Annotated in this window: 15 protein-coding genes; 6 read left to right on the top strand and 9 right to left on the bottom strand. The window is 68.4% G+C overall.

The features are described from left to right. From OG801_RS18715 to OG801_RS18700, 4 genes are all read right to left on the bottom strand, one after another. Positions 1–303 carry a hypothetical protein gene (locus OG801_RS18715; protein ID WP_355019934.1) on the bottom strand — a complete coding sequence of 101 codons (303 nt, stop codon included), beginning with the start codon at positions 301–303 and terminating at the stop codon, positions 1–3. 53 nt (positions 304–356) lie between these two features. Continuing rightward, positions 357–2,372: an MDR family MFS transporter gene (locus OG801_RS18710; RefSeq protein ID WP_406030435.1), complete on the bottom strand. Its 2,016-nt coding sequence runs from the start codon at positions 2,370–2,372 to the stop codon at positions 357–359. Positions 2,373–2,445: 73 nt separating this feature from the next. Beyond that, positions 2,446–3,495 carry a hypothetical protein gene (locus tag OG801_RS18705; RefSeq protein WP_406030433.1) on the bottom strand — a complete coding sequence of 350 codons (1,050 nt, stop codon included), beginning with the start codon at positions 3,493–3,495 and terminating at the stop codon, positions 2,446–2,448. Between the two features lie 214 nt (positions 3,496–3,709). Next, positions 3,710–3,970 carry a metal-sensitive transcriptional regulator gene (locus tag OG801_RS18700; RefSeq protein ID WP_141802705.1) on the bottom strand — a complete coding sequence of 87 codons (261 nt, stop codon included), beginning with the start codon at positions 3,968–3,970 and terminating at the stop codon, positions 3,710–3,712. A gap of 136 nt (positions 3,971–4,106) precedes the next feature. Here OG801_RS18700 and OG801_RS18695 point away from each other — a divergent pair, with 136 nt between their 5' ends. Both OG801_RS18695 and OG801_RS18690 read left to right on the top strand, forming a co-directional pair. Further along, positions 4,107–4,496 (top strand): carboxymuconolactone decarboxylase family protein, encoded by a 390-nt coding sequence (locus OG801_RS18695; RefSeq protein WP_350663661.1) that lies wholly within the window; start codon positions 4,107–4,109, stop codon positions 4,494–4,496. Positions 4,497–4,530: 34 nt separating this feature from the next. Beyond that, on the top strand, positions 4,531–4,701 hold the full coding sequence (locus OG801_RS18690) for a hypothetical protein (protein WP_406030430.1): 171 nt from the start codon (positions 4,531–4,533) through the stop codon (positions 4,699–4,701). A gap of 77 nt (positions 4,702–4,778) precedes the next feature. Here the strand turns inward: OG801_RS18690 and OG801_RS18685 are convergent, their stop codons facing one another. Further along, positions 4,779–7,694 (bottom strand): vitamin B12-dependent ribonucleotide reductase, encoded by a 2,916-nt coding sequence (locus OG801_RS18685; protein WP_406030428.1) that lies wholly within the window; start codon positions 7,692–7,694, stop codon positions 4,779–4,781. A gap of 164 nt (positions 7,695–7,858) precedes the next feature. Then, entirely contained in the window at positions 7,859–8,359 is a 501-nt protein-coding gene (gene nrdR / locus OG801_RS18680; protein WP_160025421.1) for a transcriptional regulator NrdR, read from the bottom strand. Positions 8,360–8,757: 398 nt separating this feature from the next. On the opposite strand from nrdR, the gene OG801_RS18675 reads away from it, so the two are divergent. Then, a complete protein-coding gene (locus OG801_RS18675; protein WP_355019941.1) occupies positions 8,758–9,651 on the top strand; it encodes a hypothetical protein in 894 nt (297 codons plus the stop codon). Positions 9,652–9,763: 112 nt separating this feature from the next. Here OG801_RS18675 and OG801_RS18670 read toward each other — a convergent pair whose 3' ends face one another. Further along, a complete protein-coding gene (locus OG801_RS18670; protein ID WP_406030426.1) occupies positions 9,764–10,141 on the bottom strand; it encodes a LysM peptidoglycan-binding domain-containing protein in 378 nt (125 codons plus the stop codon). Positions 10,142–10,323: 182 nt separating this feature from the next. On the opposite strand from OG801_RS18670, the gene lexA reads away from it, so the two are divergent. The 3 genes from lexA to OG801_RS18655 all read left to right on the top strand — a co-directional run bounded on the left by lexA (position 10,324) and on the right by OG801_RS18655 (position 14,500). Continuing rightward, positions 10,324–11,091, top strand: coding sequence for a transcriptional repressor LexA (gene lexA, locus OG801_RS18665; protein ID WP_160025424.1), 768 nt, complete (start codon positions 10,324–10,326; stop codon positions 11,089–11,091). Between the two features lie 95 nt (positions 11,092–11,186). Further along, the gene (locus OG801_RS18660; protein ID WP_406030424.1) at positions 11,187–12,857 is read left to right on the top strand and encodes an alkaline phosphatase D family protein; all 1,671 of its coding nucleotides are present in this window, start codon (positions 11,187–11,189) and stop codon (positions 12,855–12,857) included. A 134-nt stretch (positions 12,858–12,991) separates the two neighbouring features. Further along, positions 12,992–14,500 carry an MXAN_6640 family putative metalloprotease gene (locus tag OG801_RS18655; RefSeq protein WP_406030422.1) on the top strand — a complete coding sequence of 503 codons (1,509 nt, stop codon included), beginning with the start codon at positions 12,992–12,994 and terminating at the stop codon, positions 14,498–14,500. 55 nt (positions 14,501–14,555) lie between these two features. Here OG801_RS18655 and OG801_RS18650 read toward each other — a convergent pair whose 3' ends face one another. Both OG801_RS18650 and OG801_RS18645 read right to left on the bottom strand, forming a co-directional pair. Beyond that, positions 14,556–16,550 (bottom strand): ATP-dependent DNA helicase, encoded by a 1,995-nt coding sequence (locus tag OG801_RS18650; RefSeq protein ID WP_406030420.1) that lies wholly within the window; start codon positions 16,548–16,550, stop codon positions 14,556–14,558. A gap of 10 nt (positions 16,551–16,560) precedes the next feature. Beyond that, positions 16,561–17,313 carry an SGNH/GDSL hydrolase family protein gene (locus tag OG801_RS18645; protein WP_406030418.1) on the bottom strand — a complete coding sequence of 251 codons (753 nt, stop codon included), beginning with the start codon at positions 17,311–17,313 and terminating at the stop codon, positions 16,561–16,563. Between the last annotated feature and the right edge of the window lie 11 nt (positions 17,314–17,324).

The raw sequence follows: 17,324 nt of genomic DNA, 5'->3' as shown, positions 1-17,324 counted from the left end.
TCAGTTGCCCCTCACCCTCTGCTCCTGGCGCCGGCCCGCATCGCCGGCCCCGTGATCGGCCGTGGTCGCATGGTCGAGAGCGTTCTGTACGCCGTCGCTGAGTGACCCGAGGCCTTCCGCCATCCCTCCGACGGCTGCCGCCAGCGACGCGAGCGCGGTCGCGACCTCGGAGGACGACTCGCCAACGTCAGGCGTCTTCTGCAGCGGCTTGGCCTCCTTGAAGAGATCGCCGCCGGCGGTGTCGAGCGTGCTCTTGATGGACCTGAGATCGTCGGGATTGACGTGCATGTCGTCGTCACTCATGCCTTCGTCCTACCCGCTTTCGCCGATTTCAAACACGACGAAAGTAAAAAGCCCTATAGGGCGGCCGCCTCGGCCGGGCTCCGCACGTCGTGCTCACCCTCGACGAACCTGCGGGAGAGCACGGCGAGCGCCTCATCGAGCTTCGCGTCGTCGGCGCCCCAGTCGGAGAGCTCGGTGGCCAGCCACTGCTTGAACGCCGCGACCAGCTTGTCGAGCTCCTCCCTGCCCGCCTCCGTCAGCGCGTACGCCGTCTCGTCGCCGTGGAGGTAGCCCTCCGCCGCGGCGGTGGCGAATGCCGGTGCCAGCACCGCGCCCGGCATCCCGAGGCGATGGCCGATCGCGACCAGCGAGGTCTCGCCGCCGACCCACTCGCGGATCCCGATCTGGCGTACACACCACGCGGTCGCGGCGTCGAGATCGATCGCCGACTCCCGCAGCATGGTGAAAGTCTCCGGCGGCTGGCGGCGGACCAGCTGGGCGACGGCGGTATCGAGGCGCATCGCGCTGTCGGAGGAGTTGGGCATCGCGAAGCCGTCGCCCGTGTCGGTCGCGGCAGCCCTCGAGGTGCCGCGTAGGGGCACTTCCTTGAGGAGGAGCGCGACCACGAATGCCAGCCCGGCGACCGGGACCGCGGCGAGGAAGACGATCTGCAGCGTCTCCGCGTAGGCACCGATGATCGGTGCGCTCTGGGCGTCGGGCAGCGCGTGCAGCAGGGCGGGTGTCGCGACTTCGTTCGGGGAGACTCCGGCCGAGGCGAGGGCGGAGGGGAGCCGGTCGGCGAGCCCGTTGGCGTAGACGGTGCCCATGATCGAGGCGCCGAACGAGCTGCCCATCGTCCGGAAGAAGGTCACGCCGGAGGTCGCGACGCCGAGGTCCTCGTAGGCCGCGGTGTTCTGCACGATGATCGTCAGGATCTGCATGCTCAGGCCGACGCCCATGCCCATGATCAGCAGATACAGCGACATCATCAGGGTGCTGGTGTCGGCGTCCATGGTCGAGAGCAGATAGAGCCCCAGCGCCATGATCAGGGCACCGGCGACCGGGAAGATCTTGTAGCGGCCCGTCCGGCCCACGATCGAACCCGCCACTGTCGATGTCACCAGCAGACCGATGACCATCGGCAGGGTTCGGATCCCGGACGACGTCGCGGAGACGCCGTGGACGTACTGCATGTAGGTCGGCAGGTAGGTCATCGCGCCGAGCATCGCGAAGCCGACGATGAACGAGAGCACGACGCTGACCGTGAACACCCGGTCCCGGAACAGCCGCAGCGGCAGGATCGGAGAGACCGCCCGCGACTCGACCCAGACGAAGATCGCGAACGCGACCGCCGAGCCGATGAACAGACCGATGATGGTCGCCGATCCCCAGGCGTACTCCGTCCCGCCCCAGCTGACGGCCAGCGTCAGCATCGAGGCGCCGAGACCGACGAAGAGGATGCCGAGGTAGTCGATCGAGGGGCGCTTGCCGCGGGCGATCTGCGGCAGCGTGAGGCTGGCGATCGCAATCACGGCGATGCCGAGCGGCAGGTTGATGTAGAACGCCCAGCGCCAGGAGAGGTGGTCGGTGAAGAGACCGCCGAGGAGCGGCCCGAGGACGGTGGTGGCACCGAAGACCGCCCCGAGGGCGCCCTGGTACTTCCCTCGCTCCCGCAGCGGGATGATGTCGCCGATCAGCGCCGTCGCGGTCACCATCAGACCGCCGGCACCGATGCCCTGCACGGCTCGGGCACCGATCAGCCAGGCCATGTCGGTCGCGAACCCGCACGCGGCCGAGGCGAGGATGAAGAGCCCGGCGGAGACCTGCAGCATCAGCTTGCGGCCGAAGAGGTCACCGAACTTGCCGGCGAGCACGGTCGCCACCGTCTCGGCCAAGAGGTAGGACGACACCACCCATGACAGGTGTCCGGCACCCCCGACGTCGGCCACGATCGTCGGCAGCGCGGTCGACACGATCGTCTGGTCGAGCGCCGCGAGCAGCATGCCTAGGAGCACGGTGCCGAAGATGAGATTGATCCGGCGCCGGCTCAGCTGAGGCTCGACGTCCGACGCCGCCTGCGGTGCTGCCATTGCGACCCCCACGGTCTCGACTGGAATCAAACTAGGCCAAACTCCAGGTCGGGGCGAGGGGCCTCGCGGAGTGTCAGGCAGCCTCCTCGTGGTGGTCGGCCAGGTCGCGGATGAGGCTCGCGGCCGGCTCGTGGACGAATTCGGCGAACCCGCCGAGCGCGGAAAGGCCCTCCAGCGGCACGCCCGCGCCGAGCGCCGTGATCGTCTCCGGTCGCATCAGCCACGCGGCCAGACACGCGGGATAGTCGGCAGGATGGTTGAACAGCTCGTCGAGCTCGACCAGGCCGTCGTCATCCGGATTCCTGAACGCATGCAGACCCGCGTCCATGGCGAGGTTGACCAGTCCGTACGGAATGTCGGTGAGCAAGCCGTAGTCGCGCAGCCCGCGGTGGGTCCAGATCTCCCCCGGCTCGTGCCCCGGCCTGCCAGTCCTGTCCCGCAGCGCGTCGATCCACCGCTCCGGCTCATCCGCGACGGCGTACGCCACCTCCTCAGGCACCCGCAGCGGCGCCGTCTCGAACATCAGGCCGTCATCGATCGGCACGATCCTGCCGATCACGCACTCCCCGTCATCTACGAGCAGTCCGGCACCGATGTTGATCGTGGTCAGCTGCTCTCCGGTCCGCGGATCCTCCCAGAGCAGGTGTCGCGGCTCGTGTCCCAGCAGCCGTAGGCCACGCATCGGCGCCCGCGCCCACTCCCAGATCCGGTCGGCACCGGCGATGAGGTCGCCGGACGCGTTGTGGCGCAGGAACGCCTCGAGCCCGCCGAGCTCGTAGAGGAAGGTCTGCCGGTAGACCCAGTCGCGATCCAAGATCTGGATCCGGTCGTCCTCCCGGTCACGTCCGGGGTCAGGGCCGCCACGGACGTCCAGCGCGACACGGATCGCCTTCGACATCCGCCACTGGTTGCGCGCGTGGGTGCTCTGCAGCGCCTGCGCGACGATCCATCGCGAGTGCGCCCACCTCGGCATCAGCGCCTCGAGCAGCCGCAGCTGTTCCAGCCGCTCGAGGCGCGACGGATGCCAGAACTGCTCCTTGTCGAGCTGGTCGCTGGTCGTGTGGATGATCTCCAGGGCCGACTTCACGTCTCCGCGGGCCTCGGCGTCGTTCACCGCGAACATCGCCGGCCAATAGGGACTGTCGACGACCTTCTCCGCGAACGACCGCCGCCGCGGATCTCCGGGCCTGTTCGGTGGACGAGGTGACTTCTCACGCTTCTTTCGTTTGGGCATGACCCCAGCAGACCCCGGATCCCTACGCCCCGCCAGCGCCTATCACCGGCCTGTGGATAACCCTGTCCCGGAGCTCGCCTGTGGACAGTGAACGGCCCGCCGATCAGGCAAGAGCGAGGAAGAGCTTCTCCATCTTCTTGGTGTCGACACTGTCGCGCCCGCCCTCGGCGAGGCACTTCTCCAGCCCGGTGGCGACCAGCGCGTAGCCGCCCCGGCTGACCGCCTTGTTGACCGCCGCGAGCTGGGTCAGCGCGTCTTCACACTCCGAGCCCTCCTCGAGCATCCGAATCACGGACGCGAGGTGTCCGTTGGCCCGCTTGAGTCGGGTGATGACGGCCTTGATCTCGTCAGGCTCGAGCTGCATCGGTGTCCATCTTCTTTCCTGTGAGCGTCTCCAGCCGGCCGAGAAGCCGCTGGCATTCAGGGATTCTATAACCCCCCGGGGGGTTATGCTACCGTCGTCGACGTAACCCCCCGGGGGGTTACGGAAAGGAGTCAGCATGACCACCACGACCGACCACGGCTCACCCCACGGCAAGAGCGTCCTGCGGGACCTGGGGCCGCTCCACCAGGAGCTACGCCGTGCCATCCCCGACGTCTACAAGGGCTGGGGCGGGCTCTCCAAGGCGGCCTTCGCCGATGGTGCGCTCGACCGCAAGACCAAGGAGCTGATCGCCTTCGCGATCGGCGTGGTCGAGGGCTGCGACGGCTGCATCGCCTCCCACGGCCAGGCCGCCGCACGCGCCGGCGCGAGCCCCCAGGAGGCAGCCGAGGCGATCGGCGTCACCTTCCTCATGCACGGCGGCCCCGCCACCATCCACGGCGCGCGAGCCTTCGACGCGTTCTGCGAGTTCGTCGACGCCCTCGACGCCGGCGAACCTCCCGCCTGACACCGACCAGAACCACAGAAGCAGGAACCGAACAATGTGTCGCCCCGTCCGCTGCAAGAAGTGCAAGAAGACCACCTGGGCCGGCTGCGGCCGCCACATCTCCGACATCAAGGCCTCCGTACCCGCCGGTCAGTGGTGCCCCGGCCACTCCGCCGATCCCAAAGACCCCAACGGCACCTTGCTGAGCCGCATCCTCGGCCGCTGACGTCTCGGCGTCTCCAAATAGGTCCGGTCCCGCACCCTTTCCTCGGGTGCGGGACCGGACTCATTCAGTCTTCAGGCTCAGCTGCAACCGGAGGTCGAGCCGCAGCCCTCGCAGACGTAGCAGGAGCCGGCGGGGCGCATCTTGGTGCCGCAGGTGAAGCAGAGCGGGCTGTCGATGGCCATGCCACTGATCGACTCGAGCAGCTCGGCGGTGGTGTGGGCGGTGGCCTTGGGCGCCTCCTCGACGACCTCGGCCTCCTCCTCGACCTCAGCCTCGACCGGCTCGGCGACAGGAGCGGCCTTGCGCTCCGGAGCCGGCTTCTGGACCAGTTCGGCGGCGGTGGTGCCGTTGCCGAGCTGCTCGTAGGAGCCGGTCTCGAGGTAGCGCTGACGCTCGTCGGCGGAGTAGATGCCGAGAGCAGAGCGGTCCTCGAAGGACATGTAGTCCAGCGCCAGGCGGCGGAAGACGTAGTCCATGAGCGACTGCGCCATGCGTACGTCCGGGTCGTCGGTCAGACCGGCGGGCTCGAACTTCAGGTTGGTGAACTTGGAGACGTAGGTCTCCAGGGGCACGCCGTACTGAAGGCCGACGGACACCGCGATGGAGAAGGCGTCCATGACACCGGCCAGGGTCGAGCCCTGCTTGCCGAGCTTGAGGAAGACCTCACCGAGCTCGCCGTCGGCGTGGGCACCGGAGGTCATGTAACCCTCGGCGCCACCGACCGTGAAGGAGGTGGTGCGCGAGACGCGGGACTTCGGCAGGCGCTTGCGGGTCGGCGCGTAGACGATCTTCTCGATGATCTTCTCGATGACCTCGGGCTCGACCTCGGCCTCAGCAGCCACGGCGGCGGTGGAGAGACCCTGGTCCTTCTTGGCGCTCTCCGACTTGCCGTCGGCCAGCGGCTGGCCGACCTTGCAGTTGTCGCGGTAGATCGCGGTGGCCTTCAGGCCCAGCTTCCACGACTCCATGTAGACCTGCTCGATCTCCTCGACCGTCGCGGTCTCGGGCAGGTTGACGGTCTTGGAGATCGCACCGGAGAGGAACGGCTGGGTCGCCGCCATCATGCGTACGTGGCCCATCGGCTGCAGCGCACGCTTGCCCATCGCGGTGTCGAAGACCTCGTAGTGCTCCTGGCGCAGGCCGGGGGCGTCGATGACGTGGCCGTGCTCGGCGATGTAGGCGACGATCGCCTCGATCTGCTCGGGCTGGTAGCCCATCTTCTTCAGCGCGCGCGGGATCACCTGGTTGACGATCTGCATCGAGCCGCCGCCGACGAGCTTCTTGAACTTGACCAGCGAGAAGTCGGGCTCGATGCCGGTGGTGTCGCAGTCCATCATGAAGCCGATGGTGCCGGTCGGAGCGAGCAGCGAGGCCTGGGCGTTGCGGAAGCCGTTGACCTTGCCGATCTCGACGACGTCGTTCCACACGCGGGTCGCCGCGTCGATGATGTTGCGGTCGACCGGGTTGATCGAGCGGACCGCGTCGTTGGCGGCCTGGTGCTTGCGCATGACCCGCTGGTGGGCCTCGGCGTTGCGGGCGTAACCGGCGTACGGCCCGACGACACCGGCCAGCTCGGCCGAGCGCTTGTAGCCGGCACCGGTCATCAGCGAGGTGATGGCGGCGGCCATCGTGCGGCCACCCTCGCTGTCGTAGCCCAGACCCATCGCCATCAGCAGCGCGCCGAGGTTGGCGTAGCCGATGCCGAGCTGGCGGTAGTCGCGGGTGGTCTCGCCGATCGCCTCGGTCGGGAAGTCGGCGAAGCAGATGGAGATGTCCATCGCGGTGAAGACGACCTCGCAGGCCTGCTGGAAGCGCACGGCGTCGAAGGTGTCGTCGTCCTTGAGGAACTTCAGCAGGTTCAGCGACGCCAGGTTGCAGGAGGAGTTGTCCAGCGACATGTACTCCGAGCACGGGTTGGAGCCGGTGATCCGGCCCGTCTCCGGGTTGGTGTGCCAGTCGTTGATCGTGTCGTCGTACTGCAGACCCGGGTCGGCACACTCCCACGCGGCGATCGAGATCTTGCGGAACAGCTCGCGGGCGTCGATCTCCTCGATGACCTCACCGGTCGTACGCGCCCGGAGGCCGAACTTCTTGCCCTCCTCGACGGCGCGCATGAACTCGTCGGAGACGCGCACGGAGTTGTTGGCGTTCTGGTACTGCACGGACGAGATGTCCTTGCCGCCCAGGTCCATGTCGAAGCCGGCGTCGCGCAGTGCGCGGATCTTGTCCTCCTCGCGCGCCTTGGTCTCGACGAACTCCTCGATGTCGGGGTGGTCGACGTCGAGCACGACCATCTTCGCCGCGCGGCGGGTGGCGCCACCGGACTTGATGGTGCCCGCGGACGCGTCGGCGCCGCGCATGAAGGAGACCGGGCCGGAGGCGGTGCCGCCGGAGGACTTCAGCAGCTCCTTGGAGGAGCGGATGCGGGAGAGGTTGAGACCGGCACCGGAGCCGCCCTTGAAGATCAGGCCCTCCTCCTTGTACCAGTTCAGGATCGAGTCCATGGAGTCGTCGACCGAGAGGATGAAGCAGGCCGAGACCTGCTGGGGGGACTCGGTGCCGACGTTGAACCAGACCGGCGAGTTGAAGGCGAAGTGCTGGTTGACCAGCAGCCAGGTGAGCTCACGGCCGAAGAGGTCGGCGTCGGCGTCGGAGGCGAAGTAGTCGTTCTCCTTGCCGGAGGCGACGTAGGTGTTCACGACCCGGTCGATCAGCTGCTTCAGGCTCTGCTCACGCTTCTCGGTGCCGAGCGCGCCGCGGAAGTACTTGGTCGTCACGATCGTCGAGGCGTTGATCGACCAGAAGTCGGGGAACTCCACGCCGGTCTGCTCGAAGACGGTCGCGCCGGTCTTCCAGTTCTTCTGGACGACGTCGCGCCGCTCCCAGGTGATCTCGTCGTAGGGGTGGACGCCCTCGGTGCTGAAGATCCGCTCGATCTTCAGCCCAGCGCCTGCCTTCGCCGATGCCTGTGCCTCTGCTGCCGTGTCTGTCATTTCGTTCCCCCTGTTGTCATCGATCGCTGTGCCGTACTGCTGGTCGGTGCTGATGGTGGAGTCCTTGCTCTGTTCTATCTGTTTCCGCTGGCTGTGCCGTTGATTGGCCCGAGCAGGTCGCTTCCCCACGGCCTGCCCGGGCCGGTCTATGTGTCCCGTGGGACCTAGTCGGAGCCCACTGGGGCCTCGACCGGATGTTCTGCCTCGAAGTCCTGGACTTCCCGTTCCGTACGCAGCATCTGGATCTCACGCTCGAAGTCCTCCACCGACCCGAAGGCCCGGTAGACGCTCGCGAAGCGCAGGTACGCCACCTCGTCGAGCTCGCGCAGCGGCGCGAGGATCGCCAGCCCCACCTCGTTGCTGGGAACCTCGGCCAGCCCCTGGCTGCGCAGCGCCTGCTCGACCTCCTGGCCGAGGCAGGCGAGCTGGTCCTCGGTGACCGGCCGGCCCTTGCATGCCTTGCGTACGCCGTGCACCGCCTTGTCGCGGCTGAACGGCTCCGCTGCGCCGGAGCGCTTGGCCACCATCAGCTGCATCTGCTCGACGGTCGTGAACCGCTTCCCACATTCCTGGCAGACCCGGCGGCGCCGGATCTGGCCACCGTCCTCGGCCACGCGGGAGTCGAGCACCTTGGTGTCGCTGTGTCGGCAGAACGGACAGTGCACGGTAGAGCCCCTCTCGTGAGACCTGTGGATCCAGGCCGTCTCATTGGCGGCCCGAGCCTGTGGAACCTGTGGATATGAGCGTGAGTCCCTGTGGAACAACACCCCCATCGCTGTGGGCCATCCGCCCGTTCATGTGAACTAGATGTGGATAACTACAGCGGTGTAACTACTAGATGTAGTGGTAACCGTACGCCCGCCCCCACGACGATGCAAGCGAGCGTCGGGTTTACCCGCGTGCCCGGCGTGTCGCCGGTCAAACACCGAAAGATTCCGGTTCAGCGGCGACGGACTGGCCTGGATGAGTAAGAATGACCCCCGTGACAAACATCTCCGGAGGAAATCGCGTCGGGTCGCGGAGAGGCACGCGCCCCAGAAGCGGTCCCCGGCCACCTTTCATCTTGCCTGCGATCGCGACACTGGCCTTCCTCGTCATCTGGGGAGTGCTCGTGTGGGTCGCCGTCGGTTTCGGGGCCGACGCACGGGGAGGCGATTCCGGCGCCTGGGCGAAGCTCGCCATCGCGGCGGTCGTTGCAGTCGCCTGCCTCTTCCTGACCTTCACCTTCGCCGGGAAGGCCTGGCGGGCCTTCTCCGGCTCCCCCACCACGCCACCCACCGACGACTACGCCGGAAGCCACTCCAACGCCTACGTCGAGGAGCAGGACTACTCGGCCCCGGCCTACGCCGACCAGGCCTACCCTGAGCAGGCTTACCCGGAGCAGGACTACTACGGCACCGGCTCCTACGGCTACGACGACACCGGCTACGGCCGGCACAGCTCCGACACCGGGAGCCAGCCGCCCTACGGCGACACCTCGAACCGCTCGGCCTACACCGACACCGGCTCCCAGTCGCCGTACGGCTACCCCAGCAGCGATCAGGGCTACGGCAACACCGGCAGCCGGGCCGCCTACGGCGCATCGTCCTACCAGCCGCCGACCAGCCCGCCGCCCACCCCACAGCCCTACTACTCGAGCCCGCCGACACCGACGTCGACGCCGCAGAGCACTCCGGGGTACGGCTCGCAGGGATACGGCACGGACAGCTACCCCACTCAGCAGGCGGGCTCCCCGCAGTATCAGTCCGGCGCCTACCAGACCCCGACCGGCTACGGCCAGACCGGCTCGCGGGCTCGACTGACCCAGGACCCCGCCGCAACCCAGGCGATGCCCTCCCAGCGTCAGCCCCAGGACCCGCCGGTCGAACCGGACGACGAGTGGCCGCCGCGGCACGGCACTCGCAACAAGCAGTGGCCGCCGGCCGAGCCGGACAGCCCCTACCGCGGGCGCCACTGACCCGACGCAGCGAGAGTGCTGCAGACGCTTCCCATCGTCTGCAGCACTCTCACTCTTTTTCCCGGTAGCCGGCCGCCAGGGTCGAAGGAGCAGCCGGACATCTGTGCGGCGCCTAGGGCGCGGTCGGAACGATCAGCGTCTGTCCGGACACGAGCATCGAGGACTCGAGACTGTTGAGCTCCTTGATCCTCTGCTCCATCTCCCGAATCGAGGAGTCGGTGCCGGCGACGGCCTTCGAGGAGATGTCCCAGAGCGTGTCGCCATCGCCGACGACCATCGCGTGGGCGGTGGAGGAGGGACTTTTGTCGGCACCGTTCTCCACGGCGAACGCCACCTTCGCCCCGATCAGCGCGATCCCGAAGAGCACGACGAGCGCGAATGCGAACACGACGACTCGTCCGCGACGAGTGAGTCGCACGGTCGAGCGACGCACCTCCGGCGCCGGACGCGGTGGCTCGGCTACGGGCAGCACATAGACTGTTGCACTCATCTCACGGCCTCCTGATCACCAGTCTCTCGATCACGTGTTCGATCGAGCACATGTTCGAAGGTAGATCACGTGTTCGAACAACGCAAGTAGCGACCCCAAGAATTTTCGAACGCCGACACGCGCCGACCACGAGGTCGAACAAATGTTTGATGTCGTGGTGCCAGAGGGACTAATGTGGTGACATGACCACGCAGAAGACAGGCACCGGATCAGGCGGTTCGAAGAAGAGCCGCGTCCGCGAGCTGCCCGACGGGCCGCCGGACGCGACCGGGCTCACGCCGCGTCAGCAGCGCATCCTCGCTCACCTGCGCGACAGCATCGAGCAGCGCGGCTACCCGCCCAGCATGCGCGAGATCGGCGCCGCGGTCGGGCTGACCAGCACCAGCAGCGTCGCCCACCAGCTCCGCGCGCTGGAGCAGCGTGGTCTGATCCGCAAGGACCCGAAGCGACCGCGCGCCCTCGAGGTCTTCCTCCCGGAGGTGATGGCCCACCGCAAGGCCATGTCCGGCGAGGAGCCCGAGTCGACGATCACCGCCGAGGCCGACATCAACCCCAACCCCGACGCCGCCATGGTCCCCCTGGTCGGGCGGATCGCGGCCGGTGGCCCGATCCTGGCCGAAGAGACCTCGAGCCAGCAGAGCATCGAGGACGTCTTCCCGCTGCCCAAGCAGCTGGTCGGCAACGGCGATCTCTTCCTGCTCTCGGTCTCCGGTGACTCGATGGTCGACGCGGCGATCTGCGACGGCGACTTCGTGGTCGTGCGCCAGCAGCCGACCGCCGAGAACGGCGAGATCGTGGCCGCGCTGATCGACGGCGAGGCCACCGTCAAGACGCTCTCCCGCAAGGACGGCAAGGTCTGGCTGCTGCCGCACAACGCTGCGTACGAGCCGATCGACGGCACCCACGCGACGATCCTCGGCAAGGTGACGGCGGTCCTGCGCAGCCTCTGAGTCCTGCGCCACCTCCCGGAACGAGTCCGGGAACACTGCGTGAAATCCAGCCGCCGGCCCATGACAGGGCCGGCGGCTGCGTCGTTCCCTACAGCGTGACCCAGACGCAGATCGACCGCCGCACCCTCATCGCCGCCGGGCTGGCGACCGCCGCGGGAGCGGGAGCCATCGCGCTCCCTGAGCCCGGCGAGGCCGCCAGCGGCTCGCTCAACCACTTCCAGCACGGCGTCGCCTCCGGCGACCCGCTCCCGGACCGCGTGGTCATCTGGACCCGGGTCACGCCAACGACGGACGCGACTCCCGGGTCCGGGCAGGGCGAGGAGGTCCTGGTCCGCTGGGAGGTCTCGCCCACCGCGGACTTCGGCCGCGTCACCGCGAAGGGATCCCAGCAGACGGGTCCCGACCGCGACCACACCGTGAAGCTCGACGTCACCCGCCTGGCGCCGGAGAGCTGGTACTTCTACCGCTTCACCTACAACGGCCAGACCAGCCGCGTCGGCCGCACCCGCACCGCTCCGGCCGCGGACGCGGTCCCGGAGAACGTACGTTTCGGGGTGGTCTCCTGCTCCAACCTGCAGGCCGGCTGGTTCGCGTCCTACCGCCACCTGGCCGCCCGCGACGACCTGCACGCGATCCTCCACCTGGGCGACTACCTCTACGAGTACGGCCCCGGCGAGTACGGCTACGGCATGGCCAACGAGGACGTCCGGCCGCACGAGCCGGCCCACGAGATGCACACGCTGGCCGACTACCGGATCCGGCACGCGCAGTACAAGCGCGACGTCGACCTCTCCGCCGCCCACGCCCGGCTGCCCTGGATCGTCACCTGGGACGACCACGAGTCGGCCAACGACGCCTGGCTGCTCGGCGCCGAGAACAACGAGCCCGGCGAGTACGACTGGATCGACCGCAAGACCAACGCCAACCAGGCCTACGACGAGTGGATGCCGCTGCGCGTCGATGGCACAGCGACGGTGGAGACCGACGGCCATCTCCACGACCGCATCTACCGGCGGCTGCGTTTCGGCAACCTGCTCGAGCTGAGCATGCTCGACCTGCGCTCCTACCGCTCCCAGCAGGTCGCCCGCACCGACCTCGCCGGCGTCGACGACCCCGACCGCACGATCACCGGCGACGAGCAGCTGGAGTGGCTCAAGGACGGCCTGCTCACCGACGCTCAGTGGAAGATCGTCGGCAACCCGGTGATGATCGCGCCGGTCACCTTCGGTGCGCTTCCGAAGAGCCTGATCACCCCGGTCAACGACGTCACCGGCCTGCTGCCCGACAACGGCATCGCCTACAACGTGGACCAGTGGGACGGCTACACCGCCGACCGCACCGAGCTCTTCGAGCACATCCGCAACAACGCGATCACCGACACCGTCTTCGTCACCGGCGACATCCACTCAGGTTGGGCCTGCGACCTGCCGTACGACTCCGCCGTCTACCCGCTCGGCAAGACCGCCGGAGTGGAGTTCGTCGCCACCTCGGTGACCTCGAACAACCTCAAGGACATCCTCGGTGCGCCGCGCCGTTCGGTCAGCCTGACGGTCGAGAGCATCATCAGGACCGCCAACCGCCACGTCCGCTACCTCAACTTCGACGACCACGGCTTCTCCGTCCTCGACGTGACCCGCAACCGCGCCCAGATGGACTGGTACGTCATCGGCGAACGCAAGGACTCCAATACTGCCGCCACCTGGACCAGGTCGTACGCCACCGCAACCGGAAGCAACAGGCTCCATCACGTCACGCAGCCCGTCTAGGCCATGTCCTAGGCCGTGTCCGCCGGACACAGCGGCACTCTGCGCTTAGACTGCCCAGGTCTGTCTTCCCGAACGTCTGGTATCTCATGCGAAACATTGCCCGCCGGATCAACCGTAAACAACGATCCCTCGTCTTGATCGCAGGCATGGTCGTCGCGACGTTCGTCGCCACCATGCCCGCAACCGGTTCGACGCCGGCGACCTCGGTGAGGACCGGCGGTGACACCAGCGCCGAGCAGCCGGTGACGGAGAAGGCGGCCCGGGAGGCGCTCGCCGCGGCCAAGAAGGTCAAGCGGAACCAGTCGGTGCGCGGCACCCGGCAGGTCGTGCCCGGGCGGCACGTCGCCGGCCGGCCCGACGCGACCATCGCGCTGACCGACCTGTGGAACGCCAAGGATGCCCTGGACGGCTCCAACAAGGCCGCCGCGCGGGAATTGCTCGCCCGCCCGCGCACCGCGGCCCAGACCTGCAGCGACGCGGTCTGCGTCCACTACACGCCAGGCAAGGGCGGCGACCGCGCCTCGACGACGTACGCGACCCAGGTCCGTGACGTGGTCACGAAGGTCCACAACCTCTACGTGCAGGCGGGCTACCGCAAGCCCGCCGCCGACAAGGCGGTCACTCCGGGCAAGGTCGACATCTACCTGGAGAACCTCTACGACGAGGGCTACTACGGCTACTGCGCGCCCGAGACTAAGGTCTCCAAGACCGCCGCGACGGCCTACTGCGTCCTGGACAACGACTACGCCACCAGCGAGTACGGCTCGTACAACACGCCCACCGAGAACCTCCGTGTGACCGCCGCTCACGAATACTTCCACGCCGTCCAGTTCGCCTACGACGCCGGCGAGGACCGCTGGATGATGGAGTCCACCGCGACCTGGGTCGAGGACGAGGTCTACGACAGCATCAACGACAACCGGCAGTACCTGGGCTACGGCCAGCTCGAGGACCAGCGCAAGCCGCTGGACAACTCCTACGCCTCCAACCTCGGCATCTACGGCAACTGGATCTTCTTCCGCTACCTCTCCGAGCGCTTCGCCAGGGAGCGGGGTGGCCTGCCGGCCGTGGTCCTCGATATCTGGAACCGAGCCCCGTCGACCTACTCCACCCTCGCCATCCGCCGGGCGCTCGCCGACCGCGGCACCACCCTGAAGACGCAGTACACCCGCTTCGCCGCCGCCAACCTGGCACCCTCGAAGACCTACAGCGAGGGCGGCGCCTACTACGCGCCGGTCTACGACGGCCGCACCGCGCTGCCCGCCAAGCGACAGACCGTCGACGGCAAGTTCACGCTGAAGCACCTCACCTACGCCTCGCAGCGTCTGGTCCCGAAGAAGGTGGGCAAGGGCTGGAAGCTGCGGGTGAAGGTCGACCTGGCCCGACCCAGCGCCAACGCCGCCGTGGTCAGCATCTTCCGCACCGACGGCACCCGCGGCGTCTACTACCTCAAGCCCAACAGCAAGGGCATCGCCACCAAGACCATCGAGGGCTTCTCCTCGAAGCGGATCCGCAAGGTCGAGGTCACCTTCGCCAACGCGAGCAGCAACTTCAAGTGTGGCCAGGGCACCGCGTTCTCCTGCCACGGCGTCGCGACCCCCGACAAGGCCACCCACCGCTGGTGGGCGAAGACCTACCGCTGACCCAACCCACGCCGAGTCGGCTCGTCTTGACGAGCCGACTCGGCGTGCATTTCGGTCAGGCCGAGGCCATCTCCGAGAGCCGCTTGAGGGCCTTTCGTACAACGTCGGGGTCGGTGGTGGCCCACATCGGCGGCAGGCTGGCCTTGAGGAATCCGCCGTAGCGGGCGGTGGCGAGGCGGGCATCCAGGACGGCCACGACGCCACGGTCGGTGGTGGTGCGGATCAGCCGGCCGGCGCCCTGCGCGAGCAGCAGCGCCGCATGGGTGGCGGCGACCTGCATGAACCCGTTGCCGCCGGCCTTGTCGGCCGCCTGCTGCCGGGCCGACATGAGCGGGTCGTCGGGCCGCGGGAACGGGATCCGGTCGATGATCACGAGCTGGCAGGTGTCGCCGGGGACGTCGAGGCCCTGCCACAGCGACAGCGTGCCGAAGAGCACCGTGTGCGGGTCGGCGACGAACTGCGCGGCGAGTTCGGGCAGCTGTGCGTCGCCCTGGGCCAGCGTGGTCAGGTGAGGCAGCTTCTGGCGCACGACCTCGGCGGCGGCCTCGGCGGCACGACGGGACGAGAAGAGCCCGAGCGTACGTCCGTCGGCGGCGTCGACGAGGTCGACGATCTCGTCGAGGGTCTTGGCGCCCATGCCGTCGCGCCCGGGAGGAGGCAGGTGGCGGGCGACGTAGAGGATCCCCTGCTTGCCGTAGTCGAACGGGCTGCCGACATCTAGGCCGATCCACGGCAGCACGTCATCGGTACGCTGCGCCGCGGCGCCCACCGCGGTGCGCTCCTCCGCCTTGAGCCCGAGGGATCCGGCCACGGGGCCGAAGTCGCCGCCGAGCTTGAGGGTCGCCGAGGCGAAGACGACAGTCTTCTCGGTGAGCAGCTTCTCGCGCATCTGCGCCCAGACCTGCAGCGGCGCGACACAGAGCCGGGGCGGGATCCGGTCGCCGCCCTCGTTGAGCCAGATCACGTCGTGCTCCGACGCGGCGGCCATCCGCTCGGCGGTGGTGAAGACCTCCTGCAGGCCGCCCTTGGCCTGTTGGAAGCCGGGGTCGGCGCCCTCGGAGTCCTTCGGCTTCGGCAGCGCGGAGATCGCGGACCGAGCGGCATCGCGCACCAGCACCAGGGCGTCCGAGACGACCTCGGGCAGCGTGATCAGCCGGCCGGGTGAGGTCTCGTTGATCGCCGCGCGCAACGCGTCGGACGCATCGGCGAGGTCATCGGCCTCGGAGCCCTCGATGTGCTTCTGGGCCCGCCGGGCGGCCCGCTCCACCTCGGCCGCGGTCAGCTCGTCGGTCGCCGCCTGGGTCACCCGGGCGACGAGCTCATGGGCCTCGTCGATCACGACGGCGTCGTACTCCGGGATCATCGGCACGCCCTCGATCGCGTCGATCGCGAGCAGGGAGTGGTTGGTGACGATCAGGTGGCTCTTCTGGGCCTTGTCCTTGGCGACCTCGGCGAAGCACTCCTCGCCGAAGGGGCACTTGGCCGCGCCGAGGCAGTCGCGGTGGTTGACGGAGACCTGGCGCCACTCGCGGTCGGTGTGGCGGGGCGCGGAGTCGCGCTCGCCGCTGCCGCCCTTCTCCGCCTGCTTCTCGGCCCAGCCGCGAAGCTCGAGGACCTTCTCCGCCATCGGGCCCAGCGGGACGTCGACCAGGGTGCCCTGGTCGTCGGGGGCGCCCTCGCGCACCCGGTGGAGACAGGCATAGTTGGAGCGGCCCTTGAGGACGGCGTAGGACGCGTCGATGCCGGGGCGCGAACCGATCGCCTTGACCAGGCGCGGCAGGTCACGCTCGACGAGCTGGTGCTGCAGCGCCAGGGTCGCGGTGGCGATCACGACCCGGCTGTCGTGGAGCAGCGACGGGACCAGGTAGGCCAGCGACTTCCCGGTGCCGGTGCCGGCCTCGACCAGCAGGTGCTCCTCGTCGGCCAGGGCCTGGGCGACCGCGTCGGCCATCAGCACCTGACCCTCGCGGGTGGCCCCGCCGAGGGTCGCGACCGCATCCGCCAAAGCTTCACGTACGGGCGTCTGGGAGGCGGTCTCGGTTACGGTCACCCGGGCCACTTTAGCCGTGGGCGGGGACAGTCTCCGATCGGCTCTCCGCGATCCGGCGGGCGACGATCTCCCCGAACTGCATGTGGCCCGCCACCGTCAGGTGGGTGTTGTCCGCGAGCATGGGCAGTTCGAGGTCGAAGACGTTGATGTACGTCACCCCGTACTCCGCCGAGACCCGCCGCATCATCTTGTTGACGACCCTGATGGCCTTGGCGCGGGAGTTCACCTTGGGCGCGCTGAGCACGATCACCTCATGGCCCTTCAGCTCGTCCAGGGTGGCCCGGAAGCCCTTCTCGACGTCGTCGAGATCGCTCTTGGAGTCGTTGATGCCGCCTTCGAGCACGACCAGGTCGGCCCCCTGCGCCACCGCGTCGGGGACACGCTCGGGGAACGAGATCGGGCCGCACCGCTCCATCAGCTCGTGCGAGTAGCCGGTGCCGCCGAAGCCGGAGACCCGCACCTCGCCGTCGAGATAGCGCGGCCAGGAGAGCCCGGGGTCGTCCAGCCCGAAGCCAGAGGCCCAGGAGTCACCGATCACCACGACCCGCTCGCCTGCTCCGGTCACCACGGAGGCGCGGGTCACCGACTCGGCGGCCAGCCGGGTGCACAGGTCCTGGGTCACCTCGGCCTCGTGGTTCGCCTTCTGCCCTGGGAGGGCGGCGTCGTCCTGGCTGCCACAGCCCGCGAGCGTGGCCACCAGGACAGCACCAGCCAGCGCGCTCACGATCGTGGCGCGCGCCGCGTGGCGTACCTCTGTCCGCATCCCTGCCCTCT

Origin of the sequence: Nocardioides sp. NBC_00163, assembly GCF_045206295.1 — a bacterium.
Taxonomy (GTDB): Bacteria; Actinomycetota; Actinomycetes; order Propionibacteriales; family Nocardioidaceae; genus Nocardioides.
Note: the sequence above shows the minus strand (reverse complement) of the source record. Positions and strands in the feature narration are given on the sequence as shown.

What these genes read in the sequence shown, in the direction of transcription:
- OG801_RS18645 (WP_406030418.1), bottom strand. Translation starts at nt 17,313, where the DNA reads ATGCGGACAGAGGTACGCCACGCGGCGCGCGCCACGATCGTGAGCGCG.
- OG801_RS18700 (WP_141802705.1), bottom strand. Translation starts at nt 3,970, where the DNA reads ATGCAGCTCGAGCCTGACGAGATCAAGGCCGTCATCACCCGACTCAAG.
- OG801_RS18710 (WP_406030435.1), bottom strand. Translation starts at nt 2,372, where the DNA reads ATGGCAGCACCGCAGGCGGCGTCGGACGTCGAGCCTCAGCTGAGCCGG.
- lexA (WP_160025424.1), top strand. Translation starts at nt 10,324, where the DNA reads ATGACCACGCAGAAGACAGGCACCGGATCAGGCGGTTCGAAGAAGAGC.
- OG801_RS18685 (WP_406030428.1), bottom strand. Translation starts at nt 7,694, where the DNA reads ATGACAGACACGGCAGCAGAGGCACAGGCATCGGCGAAGGCAGGCGCT.
- OG801_RS18715 (WP_355019934.1), bottom strand. Translation starts at nt 303, where the DNA reads ATGAGTGACGACGACATGCACGTCAATCCCGACGATCTCAGGTCCATC.
- OG801_RS18695 (WP_350663661.1), top strand. Translation starts at nt 4,107, where the DNA reads ATGACCACCACGACCGACCACGGCTCACCCCACGGCAAGAGCGTCCTG.
- OG801_RS18690 (WP_406030430.1), top strand. Translation starts at nt 4,531, where the DNA reads ATGTGTCGCCCCGTCCGCTGCAAGAAGTGCAAGAAGACCACCTGGGCC.
- OG801_RS18705 (WP_406030433.1), bottom strand. Translation starts at nt 3,495, where the DNA reads ATGTTCGCGGTGAACGACGCCGAGGCCCGCGGAGACGTGAAGTCGGCC.
- OG801_RS18670 (WP_406030426.1), bottom strand. Translation starts at nt 10,141, where the DNA reads ATGAGTGCAACAGTCTATGTGCTGCCCGTAGCCGAGCCACCGCGTCCG.